Origin of the sequence: Bacillus cereus group sp. BfR-BA-01316, assembly GCF_022664195.1 — a bacterium.
GTDB lineage: Bacteria > Bacillota > Bacilli > Bacillales > Bacillaceae_G > Bacillus_A.
In genome coordinates this window covers 1-18,245 of record NZ_JAKUGX010000008.1, presented here as the reverse complement: position 1 = coordinate 18,245, position 18,245 = coordinate 1, and the positions used below count along the sequence as shown (strand labels likewise).

Sequence of the window (18,245 nt, the reverse complement as noted above, 5' to 3'; positions counted from 1 at the left end):
AATGCAGTAAAGAAAGGGGGATGTCGGAAAGTGGTATATTTAAACGACAAACTCAGCGAAACAAAAGTGTTTAAAGACCCAGTACATAAATACGTACACGTGCGTGATCGCGTTATTTGGGATTTAATCGGAACGAAAGAATTTCAACGCTTGCGCCGTATTAAGCAGCTTGGAACGACATTTTTTACATTTCACGGTGCAGAGCATAGTCGCTTTACTCATTCGTTAGGTGTGTATGAAATTATTCGTCGTATGATTGATGATGTGTTTGATGGCAGACCAAATTGGAATGCTGAAGATAGATTATTGTGTTTATGTGCGGCATTGCTTCATGATGTCGGTCACGGCCCGTTTTCTCACTCGTTTGAAAAAGTATTTTCGTTAGATCATGAGAAGTTTACACAAAAGATTATCGTTGGTAATACGGAAATTAATGATGTGTTAAGCCGTGTTGATAAGGATTTCCCGCAAAAGGTAGCAGATGTCATTGCGAAAACATCTACTAATAAACTAGCGATTAGTATGATTTCAAGTCAAATTGATGCTGATCGTATGGATTATTTATTAAGGGATGCTTATTTCACAGGTGTAAAGTATGGCAACTTTGATATGGAACGTATACTGCGCGTAATGCGTCCATATGGGAATCAAGTCGTCATTAAGAATAGTGGTATGCATGCTGTAGAGCATTATATTATGAGCCGTTATCAAATGTATTGGCAAGTATATTTCCATCCGGTAACGCGTAGTGCAGAAGTTATTTTAACGAAGATTTTGCACCGAGCTAAATCATTGCATGAGAAGTATTATGCGTTTAAAAATCATCCTGTTCATTTCTATTCTTTATTTGAAGAAGAGGTAACAGTAGAGGATTATTTAAAGTTAGACGAGAACGTAATGTATTATTACTTCCAAGTATGGCAAGACGAAGAAGATCCAATTTTAAGTGACTTATGCCGCCGTTTTATGAATCGAAATCTATTTAAATATGTAGAGTTTACTGATAAGCACGGTTTAGATAATTGGATGGAGCTAAGTAGCTTATTTAAAAAGATTGGACTCGATCCAGAGTATTATTTAGTTGTTGATTCAACATCAGACTTACCGTACGATTTTTACCGCGCAGGAGAAGAAGAAGAGCGTCTGCCAATCTTACTTCTTATGCCGAACGGAGAACTTAGAGAGCTTTCACGTGAATCGGATATTGTTGAGGCGATTACGGGTAAGAAGAGAACGGATCAAAAGTTATTCTATCCGCATGATTTAATCTATGAAGATGGAAGAAAAGGAAAATATAAAGAGAGAATTATCGAGTTGTTAGAAGGAAAGAAATAAGAAGCAGCTAAGAGCTGCTTCTTATGAAAAAACTTGAAATTATTTGTCGCTTAAGCGTTTTCCGCCAACTGCATAATGGTTTTTAGACATTTCTTCGATGAAAACAACGATGTTTTCTTCAGGAGCACCAGTTGTTTCGCTTACTGCTGCTGTTACTTTCTCAGCAAGAGCTTTCTTTTGTTCCTCTGTGCGTCCTTCTAGCATTTTCACTGTTACGTATGGCATGTACAATCGCTCCTTTTATGTAAGTTACACTCTTATTATAGCGGATTATGAGGAAGAACAATCGGAAAAACAAATAATTTCTTTTTTTGACATATGGAAGAGGAGATGAGTTATGGATCAGTTATTTAGATACCCGTTGCACCAAATTCCATTGGTAGCAATGGCGATTATTATTGCGCTATCTGTGCATGAATTTGCACATGCGTATGTTGCATATAAATTTGGAGACGATACAGCGAAAAAACAAGGACGGTTAACGTTATCACCGATGGCTCATTTAGATCCTATCGGGATGATTGCTGTATTAATTCTTGGATTCGGTTGGGCAAGACCGGTGCCTGTTAATCCGTATAACTTTAAAAGACCGCGTCTTGCGGGAATATTAGTTTCTATCGCGGGACCGATAAGTAATCTTATCTTAAGCGCAATTGGTTTAATTATTTGGTATAGCTTAATAACATTTGGTGTGTTAGATACGATTCCACCTGCAGTAGCAGATACGCTGGGTCAATTCTTCCAAATTTTTATTATGCTTAATATTGTTTTACTTGTATTTAACTTATTACCAATTCCGCCACTTGATGGATATCGCGTTGTGGAAGATTTAGCACCAGCAAATATTCGTGCGAAAATGACACAGTATGAAAAGTATGGATCAATTGCGTTATTAATTCTTGTTATTACACCGCTTAGCAATTACACAATTCAGCCTATTTTCAATGTTGTTATTCCATATGTATTAGTATTTTTACAAAGTATCATTGCGCCTATTTTCGGGCTTTTATAATCATTAAGCGAGGAGGAATTTACATATGACAGAGAAAAAGAAAAAAATCGGTTTTAATATTGTAAAGAACGACTCAACAGATGGACATGGTGGGTTTGGTGTTGGGGCATTAAGCCTAGAAAATATTTCTCCTGTATTTGTTGATGTATTAGAGAAAACTGCGTTCGTTGATATCGGTGCGATGCATGCGCGTAGTACAGTAGAAAAAGGAATTAAGTTTTTAACAAATAAAGATGAAGTTCCAAACGGGAAACCGTTTTGGCTCGTTTGGGTAACAATTGAAAGAACACCAAACGGTGCTTATTACGCAGGTGCAACAGCCTGTGAAATGACAGTTGACCGTGAAATTCGCCGCGGATATAAATCACTTCCAGAGCATGTAAACAAAATGGATAAATCACTAAAGCGTCACATCATGATTGATCATATGGATGAATCATCTAAAAAAGTACTTGGTACATTCTTAAAAGAGCATAACGAAGCAATTTGGAACGAATCTAGTGAAGAATTGCGCCACGCATTATTAGGTGAATAAAAGAAAAGGATGTCTCATTAGTCGATTTTTGACTAGTGAGGCATCCTTTTTATTTTGTGAATAGGACCATGGAATATGAAAGTATATCAATGATTTTTAGAATATATCTAACGTAACTTGAAATATATCAACGATGTTTAAAATATATCTAACATAACTCAAAATATATCAATGATTCGACAAGGAATATCGATTTACCGACAAAGAATGACAATAGCCTTCTTTCTTACCACGGGAGATATTTCTTCCACCAACCCGTCTTTTTCTTCTCTTCACTAACCTTTTCAAACTCTTCTTTATCATCAACGTGATCCATACAATATTCAGTTGGCTCTGTGCCCTTTGCGAAATACATTTTCACAGAAATGGGACAATTTTTTGTAGCAATCTTACCGTTTTCAGGATTAACATCGACTGCAACAACATCTGTTGGTTGTTTGAATTCTTTTTTAGGCTGTCCATCTAATCCTTTTTCCATCGTATCGGTCCATATTTTTTTCGCGTATCCTTGTTCTGCTACGTTTGAAATGGACTTAGGTTGATCGTACCCAACCCAAACCCCTGTTACAAGTTGCGGGGTAAAGCCAATCATCCAACTATCAGTTTCTGTAGAACCAGACTTTCCAGCATATGTTCTTGATAGTTTTGATAACATTGATTGACCGGTCACAGCGGCATAACTGCTTAGTTTTTTATTAAACATACCTGCCATCATTTCTTCCATCACAAAAGCTTTGCTTTTATCGAGAACTTGTTTACTTTCTAGATGAGCGTCGTATAGCATATTTCCTTCATGATCAACGATGCGCCGTATAAAGATTGGTTTTACTTCTTTCCCGCCGTTTGCAAACATGCTATAAGCATTGACCATTTCAATTGGTTTTACAGGAGATGTGCCGAGAGCAAGAGACGGAACATCTTTTAAGGCGCTAGTAATACCGAATTGCTTCGCTGTTTTTGTAAGAATGTCTTCGCCTAAAAATAAATTCGTCTTCACAGCATATACGTTATCAGAAACGGCGAGTGCTTGTGCCATTGTCACAAAATCGTCTGCATAATAGTTTTTATAATTTTTCGGTTTATATTTGGAAACACCATCACCTAAAGTGAATACAGTGTATTCGCTTTTTAAGCGCGTAGCAGGGGTAAATCCTCGTTCTAAGGCTGCATAATATAGGAACGGCTTAAATGTAGAGCCGGGCTGACGAGCAGCTTGTGTAGCTCTGTTAAATTGACTCGTATTATAATCAGTTCCACCAACAAGGGCAGCCACTTCACCCGTTTTTGGATTCATAGAGACGAGGGCAGTTTGGATGTTTGTTGTTTCAGGTATATGATTTTTTACAGCTTGCTCTGCTACAGATTGTAATTTAGGGTCTAGCGTTGTATAAATACGTAAGCCACCTCGTTGTAAGGCTTGCTCATCTAATCCGATGTCACGAAGAAGAGAAGCTTGTACAGCATCTTGGAAATAAGGTGCAATTTCTGCAACTTTTTTCGTATCCAATGAGGCAAAAGTAAGTGTTTCCTTTTTTGCCGAGGTAGCTTGCTGTTTTGTAATATAACCTTGTTCTACCATCTCATTTAGTATGAGAGATTGACGGCCTTTAGCACGCTCTTCTTTTAAAAAGGGAGAGTAGAAGCTAGGTCCTTTCGGAATACCTGCGAGCATACTAGCTTCTGCTAATGTTAATTCTTTTGCAGTTTTATCGAAATACAGGCGAGAAGCAGCTTCGATTCCGTAAGCACCATGCCCGTAATAAATTGTATTTAAATATCCTTCTAAAATATGATTTTTATTATAATTCACTTCAAGACGAACGGTATACATTGCTTCTAATAGTTTACGCTTCCACGTTTTATCATGATCTAAGTATAGGTTACGAGCATACTGTTGTGTAATAGTACTAGCACCTTGTACTTTTGCCATTGCTTTTAAATCGGCAACAATGGCACCAGCAATGCGCTTCATATCAAAGCCGTGATGTTTGTAGAATCGTTGATCTTCAATAGATAGTGTCGCTTCTTTTACATAGGGAGAAATTTCATCGAGAGATACATTATAGCGTTTTTGCATTTCATTACTTTGTCCTATAACAGTGTCATCATTAGCGTAAAAGACACTCGTTTGCGGAACCGCAACAGGGGGAGGTCCCATAATTTTTGCAGCTATAATGATAATAAAAAAGGAAAAAACGAAAAAAAGAACACAAGAAAACATTACGGTGAAGAAAAGACGTTTATATTTTTTAAGTTTTGGATTCATAGTTTGATCCATCTTTTTCAGCCCCTCATTAATACAAGCATTATTGTATTAGTATTGAGGGTTTTCGTTTATTTTAAACAATGAAATTTCTAAAATAAAAAGAGCCCCTTCATTTAAGAAAGAAGCTCAAAAGCACGCGCTGGCCAATCGGTAATAATAACATCTACGCCATAATCAATCATAGTTTGTAAATCTTTATATTCATTAATGGTGTAAGGGCGAAAAACGTATCCTTGCCCTTGTGCTAATTGGATAAACTCTTTCGTTAATAATTGAAAGTTTGGATGTAATCCCGTTGCCCCACGTTTGTTTGCTTCAGCAATAGGATCTGCAAGTGGTGTATCGTACAAAATCGCTCTTGGAATTTCTGGAGCAATTTCTGCTAATAATGAAACGGAATCGTGGTTAAATGATGAAAATGCAATTTGATTGGATAGATGATATTCACGAACAAGAGCAACGACCTTTTCTTCAATATTTGGATAGTGAATAACATCTGTTTTTAACTCAATGTTAAGTTGTAAATTTGTTGTAGAGAGCCAAATAAATACTTCTCGTAACGTTGGGATTTTCGCCTCATGGAAAGAAGGGTCTTTATGGCTACCAGCATCTAGAGTTTGTAATTCCTCTACAGTTTTTTCAGAAACAAGTCCTATGCCATTTGTTGTACGATCGACGGTTTCGTCGTGAATTACGACAAGTTCACCATCTTTTGATAAATGGACATCAAGTTCAATTCCATGAGCACCAATGCGTTCGGCTTCTTGAAAGGCAATCATCGTATTCTCTGGATGTGTCCCTTTTACCCCGCGGTGAGCGAAAATAAGTGGTTTATTCATGTGAAAATCTCCTTATCATCCCTTTTTCTTCATTATGAAACTGCCTTGGAAAAAATACAATTGAATAGGACAAACATTTACAAAAGTCTAACAGTTGCATAAAAGTTAACGTTAACGTAAAATGTAATAATCAAGTGAAGGGAGGAATAAACATGTATAAAATCGATGAAGTAACAAAGCAAGTTGGTTTAACAAAGCGTACACTTCGTTATTATGAGGAAATTGGTTTAATTCATCCCCCAGAACGAAGTGAGGGAAACATTCGCCTGTATACAGATGAGGACATTGCAAGAATTAAAAAGATTGTGGAAGCGAAAGAAGTGCTAGGAATTACGCTTCAAGAAATGCAAAATTTCTTATCGTTAAAAGAAAGAATGGAACAAAGAAGAAATAGTGAAAATCCTCGTGACCGTGAAGTTATTCATGAGATTAAAGAGATGCTCGAAAAACAAATGCAAACGTTAGACGAGAAAATGGAGCAAATGCAGCGCGTGAAGGCGGAGCTAGAGGATAGTTTAAGCCGGGCAGTTACATTTTTAGAGAATACAAAAGGAGAGTAATCAAAATGGAGAGCAAACAAAAATTAGGGAGATTGATTACAGTGGTGGCTACCTTCCTTGCCTTTTCGGGTATAGGGGTAGTCGATCCGATTTTACCAAGTATTGCTGAACAAATTGGTGCATCGCATTGGCAAGTCGAGATGTTATTTACAGCATATATTTTAACGATGGCAATTATGATGTTACCAGCTGGAATATTTGCATCAAGATTTGGTGATAAACGAATGATGACGATTGGTCTTGCGATTGTGACTGTATTTGCATTTATATGTGGTATATCGCAAACGATTGCTCAATTATCTCTTTTCCGCGCTGGGTGGGGATTAGGAAATGCGATGTTCTTCGCGACGGCGATGACATTATTAATTGCATTAAGTAAAGAAGTTCATGAAGCAGTAGGATTATATGAAGCAGCTATTGGTTTAGGGATGGCAGGTGGACCATTATTAGGCGGTATATTAGGTGGGCAATCTTGGCGTTACCCATTTTTTGCGACGAGTATTTTAATTTCCTTAGCATTTATTTTAGTTTTCTTTTTTGTAAAAGAACCGGAGCGAAAAGTGAAGCGTAAAGCAGCAGGCATGGGAGAATTACTTAACTTGGTGAAGTATAAACCGTTTATGCAAGGTGCCATTTCAGGGATGTTATACTACTACGGATTTTTTGTCGTTTTAGCATATTCACCACTTATTATGCACTTATCTGCTATTCAATTAGGTTTTGTATTTTGTGGATGGGGATTAGCGCTAGCTTACGGATCAGCAATTTTAGCACATAAGCTAGAAGGTAAATATGAACCGAAAACAGTGTTAAAGGGTAGCTTACTCGTATTTGCGATGTTATTAATTGCACTATTCTTGGTGAAAATTATGTGGTTACAAATCGTGTTAATTGTTCTATCTGGGTTAGCATCAGGATTAAATAATGCGTTATTTACAAGTTATGTAATGGATATTTCACCTTATGAAAGATCTGTTACATCAGGTGTTTATAACTTCGTTCGTTGGTTAGGAGGCGCGATTGCTCCAATTTTATCAGGAGTTATCGGTCATACAGTTTCGCCGCAAAGCCCGTTTTTAGTCGGTGGAATTGTTGTGTTAGTTGGTTGCGTTATGATCTTAATTCCGATTCGTAAACCGGTAGAAATAGAGACAAAAGCCCTTTCTTAAGAAAGGGTTTTCTTTCCTATTACAGAGCAAACCCTTTTTACATATATGTTAGAACCCTCTGACTAAAATATATTTTCGGTATTTTTGTACTTTTAACTATACTTTTTGGATGTTTTGTTTTATTTTTGTTAGGGGACATTAATGATGTCCCTATTATAAATTTGCATTGAAAGGCGTGATTGTACGATGGAACTATGGTTCACTGAAAAACAAACAAAACATTTTGGGATTACGGCGCGTATTAACCGCACATTACATACGGAGCAAACAGAATTCCAAAAACTTGATATGGTTGAAACGGAAGAGTTCGGAAACATGCTTATTTTAGACGGCATGGTTATGACAACAGAAAAGGACGAGTTCGTTTATCATGAAATGGTAGCGCACGTACCTTTATTTACACATCCAAACCCTGAAAACGTATTAGTTGTAGGTGGCGGCGATGGTGGTGTTATTCGTGAAGTGTTAAAACACCCAAGCGTGAAGAAAGCAACTCTTGTTGAAATCGATGGAAAAGTAATTGAGTACTCTAAGCAGTACTTACCATCAATTGCAGGTGCATTAGATAATGAGCGTGTAGAAGTAAAAGTAGGAGACGGTTTCCTACACATCGCAGAAAGTGAAAACGAATATGACGTAATTATGGTAGATTCTACTGAGCCAGTAGGCCCAGCAGTAAACTTATTTACAAAAGGCTTCTACGCTGGAATTTCAAAAGCGCTAAAAGAAGATGGTATTTTTGTTGCCCAAACGGACAACCCTTGGTTTACGCCAGAACTAATTACAACTGTATTTAAAGACGTAAAAGAGATCTTCCCAATTACTCGTCTATACACAGCAAACATTCCGACGTATCCAAGTGGACTTTGGACGTTCACAATCGGATCTAAAAAACATGATCCATTAGAAGTAAGTGAAGAACGTTTCCATGAAATCGAAACGAAATATTACACAAAAGAATTGCACAATGCAGCATTCGCACTACCGAAATTTGTTGGCGATTTAATTAAGTAAGAAAATCGAGGTTGAACAAATAAGGTGTAAGTAGTTCATTTAAGGTGTTTGTCCAGAAGGCTTGAACATGCTAGCTACTTACACTTCTGTAAAGAAAATCGTCTTCTTATCGTTAAAAAAGAAGACCCCGGTAAATCGAGAAAGAGGAGCTGTATGCTCCAAATTTGAGAAATAGTGAAAGGTTGGGATACCTTAAGTTCCACATAAGGAGGAAAAGAGTATGCGTTTTGATGAAGCTTATTCAGGTAAAGTATTTATTAAAAGTCATCCAAGTTTTGAAGAGTCAGAGGCAGTTATTTACGGGATGCCAATGGATTGGACAGTAAGTTACCGTCCAGGTTCTCGCTTCGGCCCTGCACGTATTCGTGAAGTATCGATTGGACTAGAGGAATACAGTCCATATTTAGATCGTGAACTAGAAGAAGTAAAGTATTTTGATGCGGGTGATATTCCATTACCATTTGGGAACCCACAGCGCAGCATAGACATGATTGAAGAATATGTAGCAAAACTATTAGATGCTGGTAAGTTTCCACTAGGTCTCGGCGGAGAGCACTTAGTGTCTTGGCCAATTTTTAAGGCAATGGCAAAAAAATATCCGGATTTAGCAATCATCCATATGGATGCTCATACTGATTTACGTGAGTCGTATGAGGGAGAGCCTTTATCGCACTCTACACCAATTCGTAAAGTGTGCGATTTAATTGGTCCGGAAAACGTATATTCTTTCGGTATTCGTTCTGGAATGAAGGAAGAATTCGAATGGGCAAAAGAAGTAGGCATGAACTTATATAAATTTGACGTATTAGAACCGTTAAAAGAAGTATTACCGAAACTTGCAGGACGCCCAGTCTATGTCACAATTGACATTGACGTATTAGACCCAGCTCACGCTCCTGGAACAGGAACATTAGAAGCTGGAGGTATCACATCTAAAGAACTATTAGAGTCCATCGTAGCAATTGCAAATTCAAATATAAAAGTAGTCGGAGCAGACTTAGTAGAAGTAGCTCCAGTCTACGATCATAGTGATCAAACACCAATCGCAGCAAGCAAATTCGTGCGGGAAATGCTGCTCGGTTGGGTAAAGTAAAAGTGAAGCCACCGATCATTCTAGCCGTTAGCTAGATAAAGTAAAAGCCCCTAGACGCGAACTAGGAGGTTTTTACTTTTGTCGTTATGTTTCGGTAAGTCGATATTTTTTGCCGAATCGCCGATATAATTCAAGTTGCGGTCGATATAATGAAAGTTATGTTCGATATATTTTAATTTGCGTCGACATATGCGGAGTTGTGTTCTATAAAATTTCACTTACCGCCACGCGACATAAAAAAGAGCTATTCTCAAACGATGAGAACAGCTCTTTTTCTTATGCAACGTTCTCTTCCGAAGTAATTCCGCGAATTTCATCAGCAGAACGGATTGGATATTTGCGGAACACAATGGAACCAACGTATCCAACAATAGTGGTAACGATTCCGCATAATACGGCAGCAATCGTTACTTTTATTACATCATTAAATCCGAACAATACGAGAAGTCCTGGAATTGGTGATGCTGTCCCTGGTGCATTATTAACGAGCTGGAATAGCGACGTAATAATACCGGCAAGCGCACCGCCAACAAAGTTTGTCATATAGATAGGAATTGGATTAGCTGAGACAACATCGGCTTGTGTTAACGGCTCGATTGCCACAGCGATTGTATCTTTCTTTGAACAGATTTTTAGTCGTTTAAAGAAAATGAAGTTCATTGGGGCAGAAGCTGCTACGGCAAGACTACCAATTGCCATTGGTAAACCAGTTAATCCAAGCATTGCAGTTAGTGCCATAGAACTTAGTGGAGATGTAGAAATAACTGTGATTAATCCACCAAGCATAATCCCCATAATGATAGGACTTTCTGTAGTTGCAACTGAAATCATAGAACCGATTTTACCGAGTGTTGCGTTAACGAGTGGATCCATAAGCATGGCCATTCCACGTGAAATTGGTGCGGCAATAAATAGAATTGCTAAAAATTCTACACCAGCTGGTAATTTCTTTTCAAGAAATTTCACGACGAAAGCACAAACGTATCCAGCGAAAAATCCTGGTAAAATACCGAACCCACTAGTAGCTATACCGATTAAAACAGCGTATACGGGCGAAACACCGATTGCTAATGCTACTAAAATCGCCGCTGCGACACCGCTCATACTACCAGAAGCTTCTCCTACTGATTGTAAAAAGTCATTATGAAACATTTCTCCACCGATATAACGGTGAAATGCTTCAATAAGAAAACTCGCGATTGCTGCATTAGCTAAAGCACCCATTGCTTTCATTCCGTAAGGAGCACGGTAACTAAAAAGTGTAAATAGACAGAGTACAACAAGTAATAGTGCTAAACCTTGCAAGATAGCCATTTGAAAACTGTCTCCTTTGATTTTTGTAATAAAAATTCGTATCATTCAATAATAATATAAAAGTTTGTTAAACGGAAAAACTTTTTGTCCGGAAATTGCTGTAAGGTGAAAAAGTCTTACAATAATGTAAGGGAAGTGTAAGACATTTCGATAGAGTATAGTATGCTTTTTTTCGTATAATACAGGTATAGACATACGGTTAGTGAGAAAGAAGTGCAAACAGGAGGCGCATGTATGAAATTGGTAATGAAAGTTTTAGCTGTCTTCGCCATTATTTTAGGTGGTACAGCATATTATTTACAATCAAAAACAGAAGGTGTTGATGCCTTTGTAGACAACTTCTTTTCGAATAAAGAAATACAAGACTATTATGCAGTTATAGATAAAGGCGAGAAAAAAGATGATGAATATTTATATACATTTAAAGGTTATACAGAAGATGGGAAACAGCAAGTTATTAAAAAGATGGTAAACCGCGAATTACACGCAGGTGCATTTATAAAGATTTATGCAAAAGGTATGCAAGGAAAGGGCTGGGCTGAAGTTCCGAAAGAATCCATCCCGCAGAAAGCATTGCAAAAAATAGAAAAAGTATAAAAGGAGCGAATCATTCGCTCCTTTTTAGTGCGTTAAAATTGTAACAGATGTGTTTTCTTTACTAGAAATAATTTGTGCACGTCCACCAATTGGAAAAGTAAAAATAGGAGTTGTATGACCGAAACTTGCATTTGCAATGATAGGGATATGTGTAAGTTCAGGCTTTGAAGCAATCATGTCTAGAATGTCTTCTATCGTACATTCTGCTCCTTTTTGCATTCTTCCTATAACGATGCCTTTTACATGTTCAAAGTCAGGTTGCTGCATAAGAGAATGTAAATATCGATCAAAAGTTTTAAGGGTAGCTTTTCCTGTTAAACTATCCTCTTCAAGAAATAAAATTTTGTCCTGTAAGTTAGGCATATATGGCGTGCCTTGCAGTAAATTAAATGTGCTCATATTACCACCAATAATATCTCCTGTAGCTTCTCCTTCTTGAATTGAAACATATCCTTTATTTTTAATAAATTCTCGATTTTCCTGATCAACATACCAAGAATCATCACTCCACGTTTCAGCCGGCAATATTTCAATAGGCTCATTAGCAGTTAAGCATTTTAAAAAGTAATCGGTCGTATAATCGAGGCCTTTCTCCATTCCAAATGAAGAGAAGTGGGGTCCTGAATATGTAACGATGCCTGTTTTTGTGTAAATGGCATTATTTAAAGCGGTAATATCAGAATAGCCACAGAAAAACTTCGGATTTTCTCGAATTAAATCATAATCGAGATGTTTCAATAAACCATTAGAATTGTACCCGCCAAGTGTCGTCAAAATTGCTTTTACATTAGGGTCTCTAAATGCTTCATGAAGATCTTGAACTCGTGAAGAAATAGAGGATGAAGAAAAGCGATCTATTTCTTCAGCATTTTTTGAGAATGTAACGTGAAAGCCCATATCGGTTAATCTTTTTGTAGCAAGCTCTCGGTTCGTATTTGAGACAATACTTAAACTACAAGATGGTGAAATAACTCTTATTTCATCACCTTTTTTTAATTTTGTTGGTAGCACCAAATTCACCCCTTGAAATGAAAGAATATTTAGATTTAAAAAACATTTTAACATATGAAATAAAGTGAAGGTGAATTATTTTTTGAAAAGGAGTTTTCCTGATTTTTCAGCAGACAGACAGAGTCTTTTTTTGATATGATAGGAAAAGTGATTTATTATAAGTAGTATTTAATATCTATAACATTTGAGAGGTGTGCAAGACGTGAAGAAACAACTTGCAGGCTTGCCGGTACACGTTCATTTCGTAACAGAAATCCGTGAAGGGGCGAGGAAGGAAACCGTTGCTTTTGAAGCAAATGGTCAATACTATGTAAAAGGTCAAGGTACATATATAACATTCCAAGAGCCGAACGAACAAGGCGAAGTGAAAACAATTATTAAAATTCAAGATGAACAAGTTCTCATTATGCGTTCAGGTGCTATTTCTATGCGTCAGACGCATGTGAAAGGTGAATGGACAACTGGTACGTATACGAGTGAACTTGGTACGTTTGCATTGCAAACGAAAACTGATAACGTTCTTTTTAAATGGTCGGATGAAAAGAAAAAAGGACAACTCTTCTTAACGTACGCATTGCTTCTAAGTGATCAAGAAGCTGGCAGATATACAATTACAATTAATTTGAAGGAGGCAAAATAATGAATTCTTTAGAACAAGTAAAAGGATTGATTAAAGAAGAAATTCAAGCTGCTGTATTAAAGGCAGAATTAGCGACAGAAGAACAAATTCCAAACGTTGTATTAGAATCTCCAAAAGATAAAACAAATGGTGACTTCTCTACAAATATGGCAATGCAACTTGCACGCGTTGCGAAAAAAGCACCTCGTATGATTGCAGAAGAATTAGTTGCAAACTTCGATAAAGCAAAAGCTTCTATTGAAAAAATTGAAATCGCTGGTCCTGGTTTCATTAACTTCTACATGGATAATAGCTACTTAACAGACTTAATCCCAACAATCGTCAACGCTGGTGAAGCATACGGTGAAACGAATACTGGTAAAGGTGAAAAAGTACAAATTGAGTTCGTATCTGCGAATCCAACAGGCGATCTTCACTTAGGACATGCACGTGGTGCGGCAGTAGGTGACACTTTATGTAACGTATTAGCAAAAGCAGGATACGATGTATCTCGTGAGTACTACATTAATGATGCTGGTAACCAAATTCATAACTTAGCTCTTTCTGTTGAAGCTCGTTACATGCAAGCTTTAGGTTTAGAAAAAGAAATGCCAGAAGACGGTTACCATGGTGCGGACATCATTGGAATCGGTAAACGTTTAGCAGAAGAGTTTGGCGATCGTTATGCAAAAGCTGATGCAGAAGAAAGCTATGACTTCTATCGTTCATACGGTTTGAAATATGAGTTAGCAAAACTTCAAAAAGACTTAGAAAGCTTCCGTGTTAACTTCGATGTGTGGTTCTCAGAAACATCATTATACAAAAACGGAAAAGTTGATCAGGCTCTTGCTGTATTAAAAGAACGTGAGGAAATCTTTGAAGAAGGCGGAGCAACTTGGTTCCGTTCAATGACTTACGGTGACGATAAAAACCGTGTATTAATTAAAAATGACGGTTCTTACACATACTTAACGCCAGATATCGCTTATCATCGTGATAAATTAGAGCGTGGTTTCGATAAGCTAATCAACATTTGGGGTGCTGACCACCACGGTTACATTCCTCGTATGAAAGCTGCTATTCAAGCGCTAGGTTACGATAAAGAAACACTTGAAGTAGAAATCATCCAAATGGTACAACTGTACCAAAATGGTGAAAAAATGAAAATGAGTAAGCGTACAGGTAAAGCAGTTACACTTCGTGAGCTTATGGAAGAAGTAGGCGTGGACGCAATGCGATACTTCTTCGCAATGCGTAGCGGTGATTCTCATTTAGACTTCGATATGGACTTAGCTGTATCAAAATCTAATGAAAACCCAGTATACTATGCACAATATGCACATGCTCGTGTATGTAGTATCCTTCGTCAAGGTGAAGAGTTAGGATTAGCTACAGGCGGAGACGTGAATTACAAACTTGTTACTTCAGAGAAAGAAGTAGAGTTACTGAAAAAACTTGGTGAATTCCCAGCTGTAGTTGCAGATGCAGCGCAAAAACGTCTACCACACCGCATTACAAGCTATGCATTTGAATTAGCAGCAGCATTACACAGCTTCTACAACGCAGAAAAAGTATTAAACCAAGATAACTTAGAATTAAGTAAAGCTCGTTACGAATTAATGAAAGCAGTACGCAATACACTTCAAAATGCATTAGCAATCGTAGGAGTATCTGCACCAGAAAAAATGTAATAAAGAAAAGATGTCTATTTTTGTTTAGAATTGATATACAAGTTGATATATAAACTTCTGATCAGTCTATAGACTGATCAGAAGTCAAAGAAAGAAGAGCACCGAAAAGTCGTGTGGCTTGATAAGGGGAAGTTGAAACAGAAAAAGAGATGGCAAAGCTATCTCTTTTTCTGTGCCAATTTTCTAATCTAAATACATGTGACAAATATATGTTATGGTGATGGAGTGAAAATAGTAAAATACCAATTAACTATTGATTTTTAGGAACGATTCTAGAATAATAGACTGTTGGGGGTAAGATTATCAAAAATCCATATATGTATTATTAGTTGGTGGAATGTTACTAGAAAATGGTGTGATTGTTGTAAAAAACATTGTTACAGCTATGCCAAATACTAAAAGAACAATTCATCTAACCAAGTATTTAAACAATTAGTAATTAATCTTGAAAACTTCCAACTTAGTCAAGAAACTAGGGGTGGTATGTTTATAATAGTACATATAGTACAATTAAAGGTTTCATGATTTGATAAAAAATAATGAAAGGATATAAATTTCTCGGTTTTGATATTATCATCATATATAAGCTCATTTTAATTCTTCGACATAGCCATGGAACCCATTAGGAAAAGGGTTTTTTCTCGACACTCATTTATATACTCCAAAAATGAAAAGGCTGAATTTCGTATTTCTATACGATTTACATGAAATCAGTTGACAATCATACTCTTTTTTAGTTACCCCCAAATTCGGTCCACTGTATTCAAATTTGGAGAATATGACTTTCATCTTGCATAGGCAAACAATACTTCATCCAGAGCGTTTTTAATTATATAATGCTGGCGGTGGAACGCTTCTTGTTCTACTTGTTTCGGTGTGTAGGTCGGCTGTGTAACTAAACACAAAAGGTTTTAACATATGGCCAATTTCACCTCAACTCATAATGGCAGAAAACGCATCTTCAATAACATCTTTTAGAATACGAGTATCCAAGTATGTTTCACAGTTCGAACTTTCCTCGGCTGATATGCTAAATTCGATTATAGATTGTACTTCTTGTTATTCTTTAGGAGGATACGTAAGGAAGTTGACCCAATGCATATTTACTGTGGAGTAGCTTGGCCATACTTGCCGGCAATGACATTTTTTACATTTTATAGAGCAAACGTTTGCATTTGGTATGAAGAAATTTCGGAAACTCTACGGCATAATAAGACAAATGACTGTCATGAGTTTTATCGTGAGTGCTTTTCGAATTATCTTCTTCTGACGTAAAGTTGTTCTAGGGTCTGTTCATGTGTATTTGTAATTTGAATTTCTTTATCAACATTTGTCCTGTATCTGTTTTTGTTAAACAGTATAGACCAGAAATACCATACTTTAGACATGTCGGAGAAATTAGATGAGTCTATATAAAAGTCAAACTTCAAGTTTCTAAGCAATAGAAGGGTTGAAAAAAGAGAAAAAGATGATAATAGCTATCAAAAATATTTAAGTAAAATAGCTTAATGACATTGAATAATAGAATCTTTGTCATAGTATGTTTGTACCAGGAGCTATCTGTTTTTAATTTTATAGGAGGATAACATAAAATATGTATTTAAAAAGAGTTACTTCAATTTTTTCGATTATAATGATTTTCATGTTTACTATAGGTCAGAGTCTTTTACCTATAGTAGCAAATGCACAAGAGTTAAACACAGCAGGACTTGTAGATAGTTTTCAGATTGGTAAAGCAAATCTAAGTACCACAGAACGGACTAAAGTAACTGTAAACTTCAGTGAAAAAGATGGACTTAGGCTGAAACCTGGAGACACACTAACATTAACACTGCCTCCAGAATTAAAAGGATTAGATAAAGAGTTTCCATTAGATGACTATGGTACTTGTAAAGTCACTGCAGGTACTGTGGTATGTACATTTAATGATAAACTGAGTACACATCAAAATATTAAGGGGTATTTAAACTTTTTTGTGGAAGCTGCTAATGTAGGAACGGATGAAAAGAAAGAGATTGAAACCAATTTCGGTACAAATGTAGATAAGCAATCTGTAACAATTACCGGCCCAAGCAGTGGTGGTGGTACAGAGCCTGGAAAGCCACCGTTTTTTTATAAAACTGGTGATATGAACTCAGGCAAGGACAATGAAGTACGTTGGTTCTTGAATATAAACTTAAATAAAGAAGAGTTAAGTCGCGATATTGTTGTGACTGATAATTTACAGGAAGGTCAAACACTTAATAAGGATAGTTTCTATATAATTGTAGATGATTATATAGGTCGTCGATCTTTAACGCTACAAGAGTTTGAAAAGAAAGGTTACGGAACGATTACCTTTACTGGTGACAGATCATTTAAAGTTGTGCTTAATAAGGATAAAGCACGTCTTGCTGCCTTTACGATTGGTTATACATCTACTATAACGGAAGCTGGGAAGAAGCAAGAGTTTTTTAAGAATGATTATACGATTGATTACCAAGTTCTAAACAAAGAACCAGTTACTGAATCGGGTACTCATCCAGTCGAAAATATGACAGCTGGCGGTGGTGCCGAAGGTAACGAGGTTCCAAAAGGAACGCTAAGAATTGTTAAGCATATTGAAGGGAATAAAGAAAAATTAATCCCAAATGTTTCGTTTAAATTGTATAAAGAGTCGGATGAACAAGTTGGAGATGTATATAAAACAGATGAAAAAGGGATAATTGAAATCCCTAATTTACAACCAGGTAAATATTATGTGCAAGAAGTTTCAGCTCCAGACTATGTTGATTTCGATCCTCAAGTAAAAGTAAGTTTCGAAGTTAAATCAGGATCTGTAAATGGAATTGAGTTACCAATTTCGAATAAGATGAAAACTACATCTGTTTCAGGAACGAAGACGTGGAAAGGCGATAATGCGAAAGATCGTCCGACGATGATTAAGGTAGACTTACTACAAAATGGTAAAGTGATTGCAACGCAAGAAGTAACAGAAGCAACAGGTTGGAAATATGAATTCAAAGATTTAGCGGCATATGATGCCGAAGGTAAGGCATACAAGTATGAAGTGAAAGAACAAGCAGTAGACGGATATCAAACAGAAGTAAAAGGTTATGACATTACGAATACAAAGGTTGGTCAAACAAAAGTAGAAGGAACGAAAACGTGGAAGGATGATAATGCGAAAGATCGTCCGAATATGATTAAA

16 protein-coding genes are annotated in these 18,245 nt (G+C 36.7%); 11 read left to right on the top strand and 5 right to left on the bottom strand.

Annotation, left to right across the window (positions count from 1 at the left end; all coding sequences use genetic code 11):
* The first annotated feature begins 30 nt into the window (after positions 1 to 30).
* Positions 31 to 1,335 carry an HD domain-containing protein gene (locus MR071_RS08905; protein WP_105586780.1) on the top strand — a complete coding sequence of 435 codons (1,305 nt, stop codon included), beginning with the start codon at positions 31 to 33 and terminating at the stop codon, positions 1,333 to 1,335.
* Between the two features lie 39 nt (positions 1,336 to 1,374).
* Here MR071_RS08905 and MR071_RS08900 read toward each other — a convergent pair whose 3' ends face one another.
* Complete coding sequence (locus MR071_RS08900) at positions 1,375 to 1,560, bottom strand: 2-hydroxymuconate tautomerase (RefSeq protein WP_001147171.1); 186 nt, start codon at positions 1,558 to 1,560, stop codon at positions 1,375 to 1,377.
* 112 nt (positions 1,561 to 1,672) lie between these two features.
* On the opposite strand from MR071_RS08900, the gene MR071_RS08895 reads away from it, so the two are divergent.
* Together MR071_RS08895 and MR071_RS08890 are read left to right on the top strand one after the other, a co-directional pair.
* On the top strand, positions 1,673 to 2,347 hold the full coding sequence (locus MR071_RS08895; protein ID WP_242235739.1) for a site-2 protease family protein: 675 nt from the start codon (positions 1,673 to 1,675) through the stop codon (positions 2,345 to 2,347).
* A gap of 25 nt (positions 2,348 to 2,372) precedes the next feature.
* Entirely contained in the window at positions 2,373 to 2,882 is a 510-nt protein-coding gene (locus tag MR071_RS08890; RefSeq protein ID WP_002016357.1) for a YwhD family protein, read from the top strand.
* Between the two features lie 226 nt (positions 2,883 to 3,108).
* Here MR071_RS08890 and MR071_RS08885 read toward each other — a convergent pair whose 3' ends face one another.
* A complete protein-coding gene (locus MR071_RS08885) occupies positions 3,109 to 5,160 on the bottom strand; it encodes a transglycosylase domain-containing protein (RefSeq protein ID WP_242235737.1) in 2,052 nt (683 codons plus the stop codon).
* 101 nt (positions 5,161 to 5,261) lie between these two features.
* Positions 5,262 to 5,987 (bottom strand): glycerophosphodiester phosphodiesterase, encoded by a 726-nt coding sequence (locus MR071_RS08880; protein WP_105586783.1) that lies wholly within the window; start codon positions 5,985 to 5,987, stop codon positions 5,262 to 5,264.
* A 152-nt stretch (positions 5,988 to 6,139) separates the two neighbouring features.
* Between MR071_RS08880 and MR071_RS08875 the strand changes: the two genes are divergently transcribed.
* The 4 genes from MR071_RS08875 to speB all read left to right on the top strand — a co-directional run bounded on the left by MR071_RS08875 (position 6,140) and on the right by speB (position 9,823).
* Positions 6,140 to 6,547: a MerR family transcriptional regulator gene (locus MR071_RS08875; RefSeq protein WP_242235735.1), complete on the top strand. Its 408-nt coding sequence runs from the start codon at positions 6,140 to 6,142 to the stop codon at positions 6,545 to 6,547.
* A gap of 5 nt (positions 6,548 to 6,552) precedes the next feature.
* Positions 6,553 to 7,716 (top strand): MFS transporter, encoded by a 1,164-nt coding sequence (locus tag MR071_RS08870; RefSeq protein WP_242235734.1) that lies wholly within the window; start codon positions 6,553 to 6,555, stop codon positions 7,714 to 7,716.
* A gap of 186 nt (positions 7,717 to 7,902) precedes the next feature.
* Positions 7,903 to 8,730: a polyamine aminopropyltransferase gene (gene speE / locus MR071_RS08865; protein WP_000424696.1), complete on the top strand. Its 828-nt coding sequence runs from the start codon at positions 7,903 to 7,905 to the stop codon at positions 8,728 to 8,730.
* A gap of 220 nt (positions 8,731 to 8,950) precedes the next feature.
* A complete protein-coding gene (speB, locus tag MR071_RS08860; RefSeq protein ID WP_025147017.1) occupies positions 8,951 to 9,823 on the top strand; it encodes an agmatinase in 873 nt (290 codons plus the stop codon).
* Positions 9,824 to 10,099: 276 nt separating this feature from the next.
* On the opposite strand, the gene MR071_RS08855 is transcribed toward speB, so the two are convergent.
* Positions 10,100 to 11,137 carry a PTS sugar transporter subunit IIC gene (locus MR071_RS08855; protein ID WP_002159743.1) on the bottom strand — a complete coding sequence of 346 codons (1,038 nt, stop codon included), beginning with the start codon at positions 11,135 to 11,137 and terminating at the stop codon, positions 10,100 to 10,102.
* Between the two features lie 234 nt (positions 11,138 to 11,371).
* Between MR071_RS08855 and MR071_RS08850 the strand changes: the two genes are divergently transcribed.
* Positions 11,372 to 11,734, top strand: a complete 363-nt coding sequence (locus MR071_RS08850) for a YxeA family protein (RefSeq protein ID WP_105586787.1) — start codon at positions 11,372 to 11,374, stop codon at positions 11,732 to 11,734.
* A gap of 24 nt (positions 11,735 to 11,758) precedes the next feature.
* Here the strand turns inward: MR071_RS08850 and MR071_RS08845 are convergent, their stop codons facing one another.
* Positions 11,759 to 12,799: a S66 family peptidase gene (locus MR071_RS08845; protein ID WP_242235732.1), complete on the bottom strand. Its 1,041-nt coding sequence runs from the start codon at positions 12,797 to 12,799 to the stop codon at positions 11,759 to 11,761.
* A 148-nt stretch (positions 12,800 to 12,947) separates the two neighbouring features.
* Between MR071_RS08845 and MR071_RS08840 the strand changes: the two genes are divergently transcribed.
* The 3 genes from MR071_RS08840 to MR071_RS08830 all read left to right on the top strand — a co-directional run.
* A complete protein-coding gene (locus tag MR071_RS08840) occupies positions 12,948 to 13,385 on the top strand; it encodes a YwiB family protein (RefSeq protein ID WP_105586789.1) in 438 nt (145 codons plus the stop codon).
* Positions 13,385 to 15,055 (top strand): arginine--tRNA ligase, encoded by a 1,671-nt coding sequence (gene argS, locus MR071_RS08835; protein ID WP_105586790.1) that lies wholly within the window; start codon positions 13,385 to 13,387, stop codon positions 15,053 to 15,055. The genes MR071_RS08840 and argS overlap by 1 nt, the downstream gene beginning before the upstream one ends.
* A 1,594-nt stretch (positions 15,056 to 16,649) precedes the next feature.
* Positions 16,650 to 18,245: Cna B-type domain-containing protein (locus MR071_RS08830; protein ID WP_242235730.1), on the top strand; the 1,596-nt coding region annotated here is incomplete at its 3' end.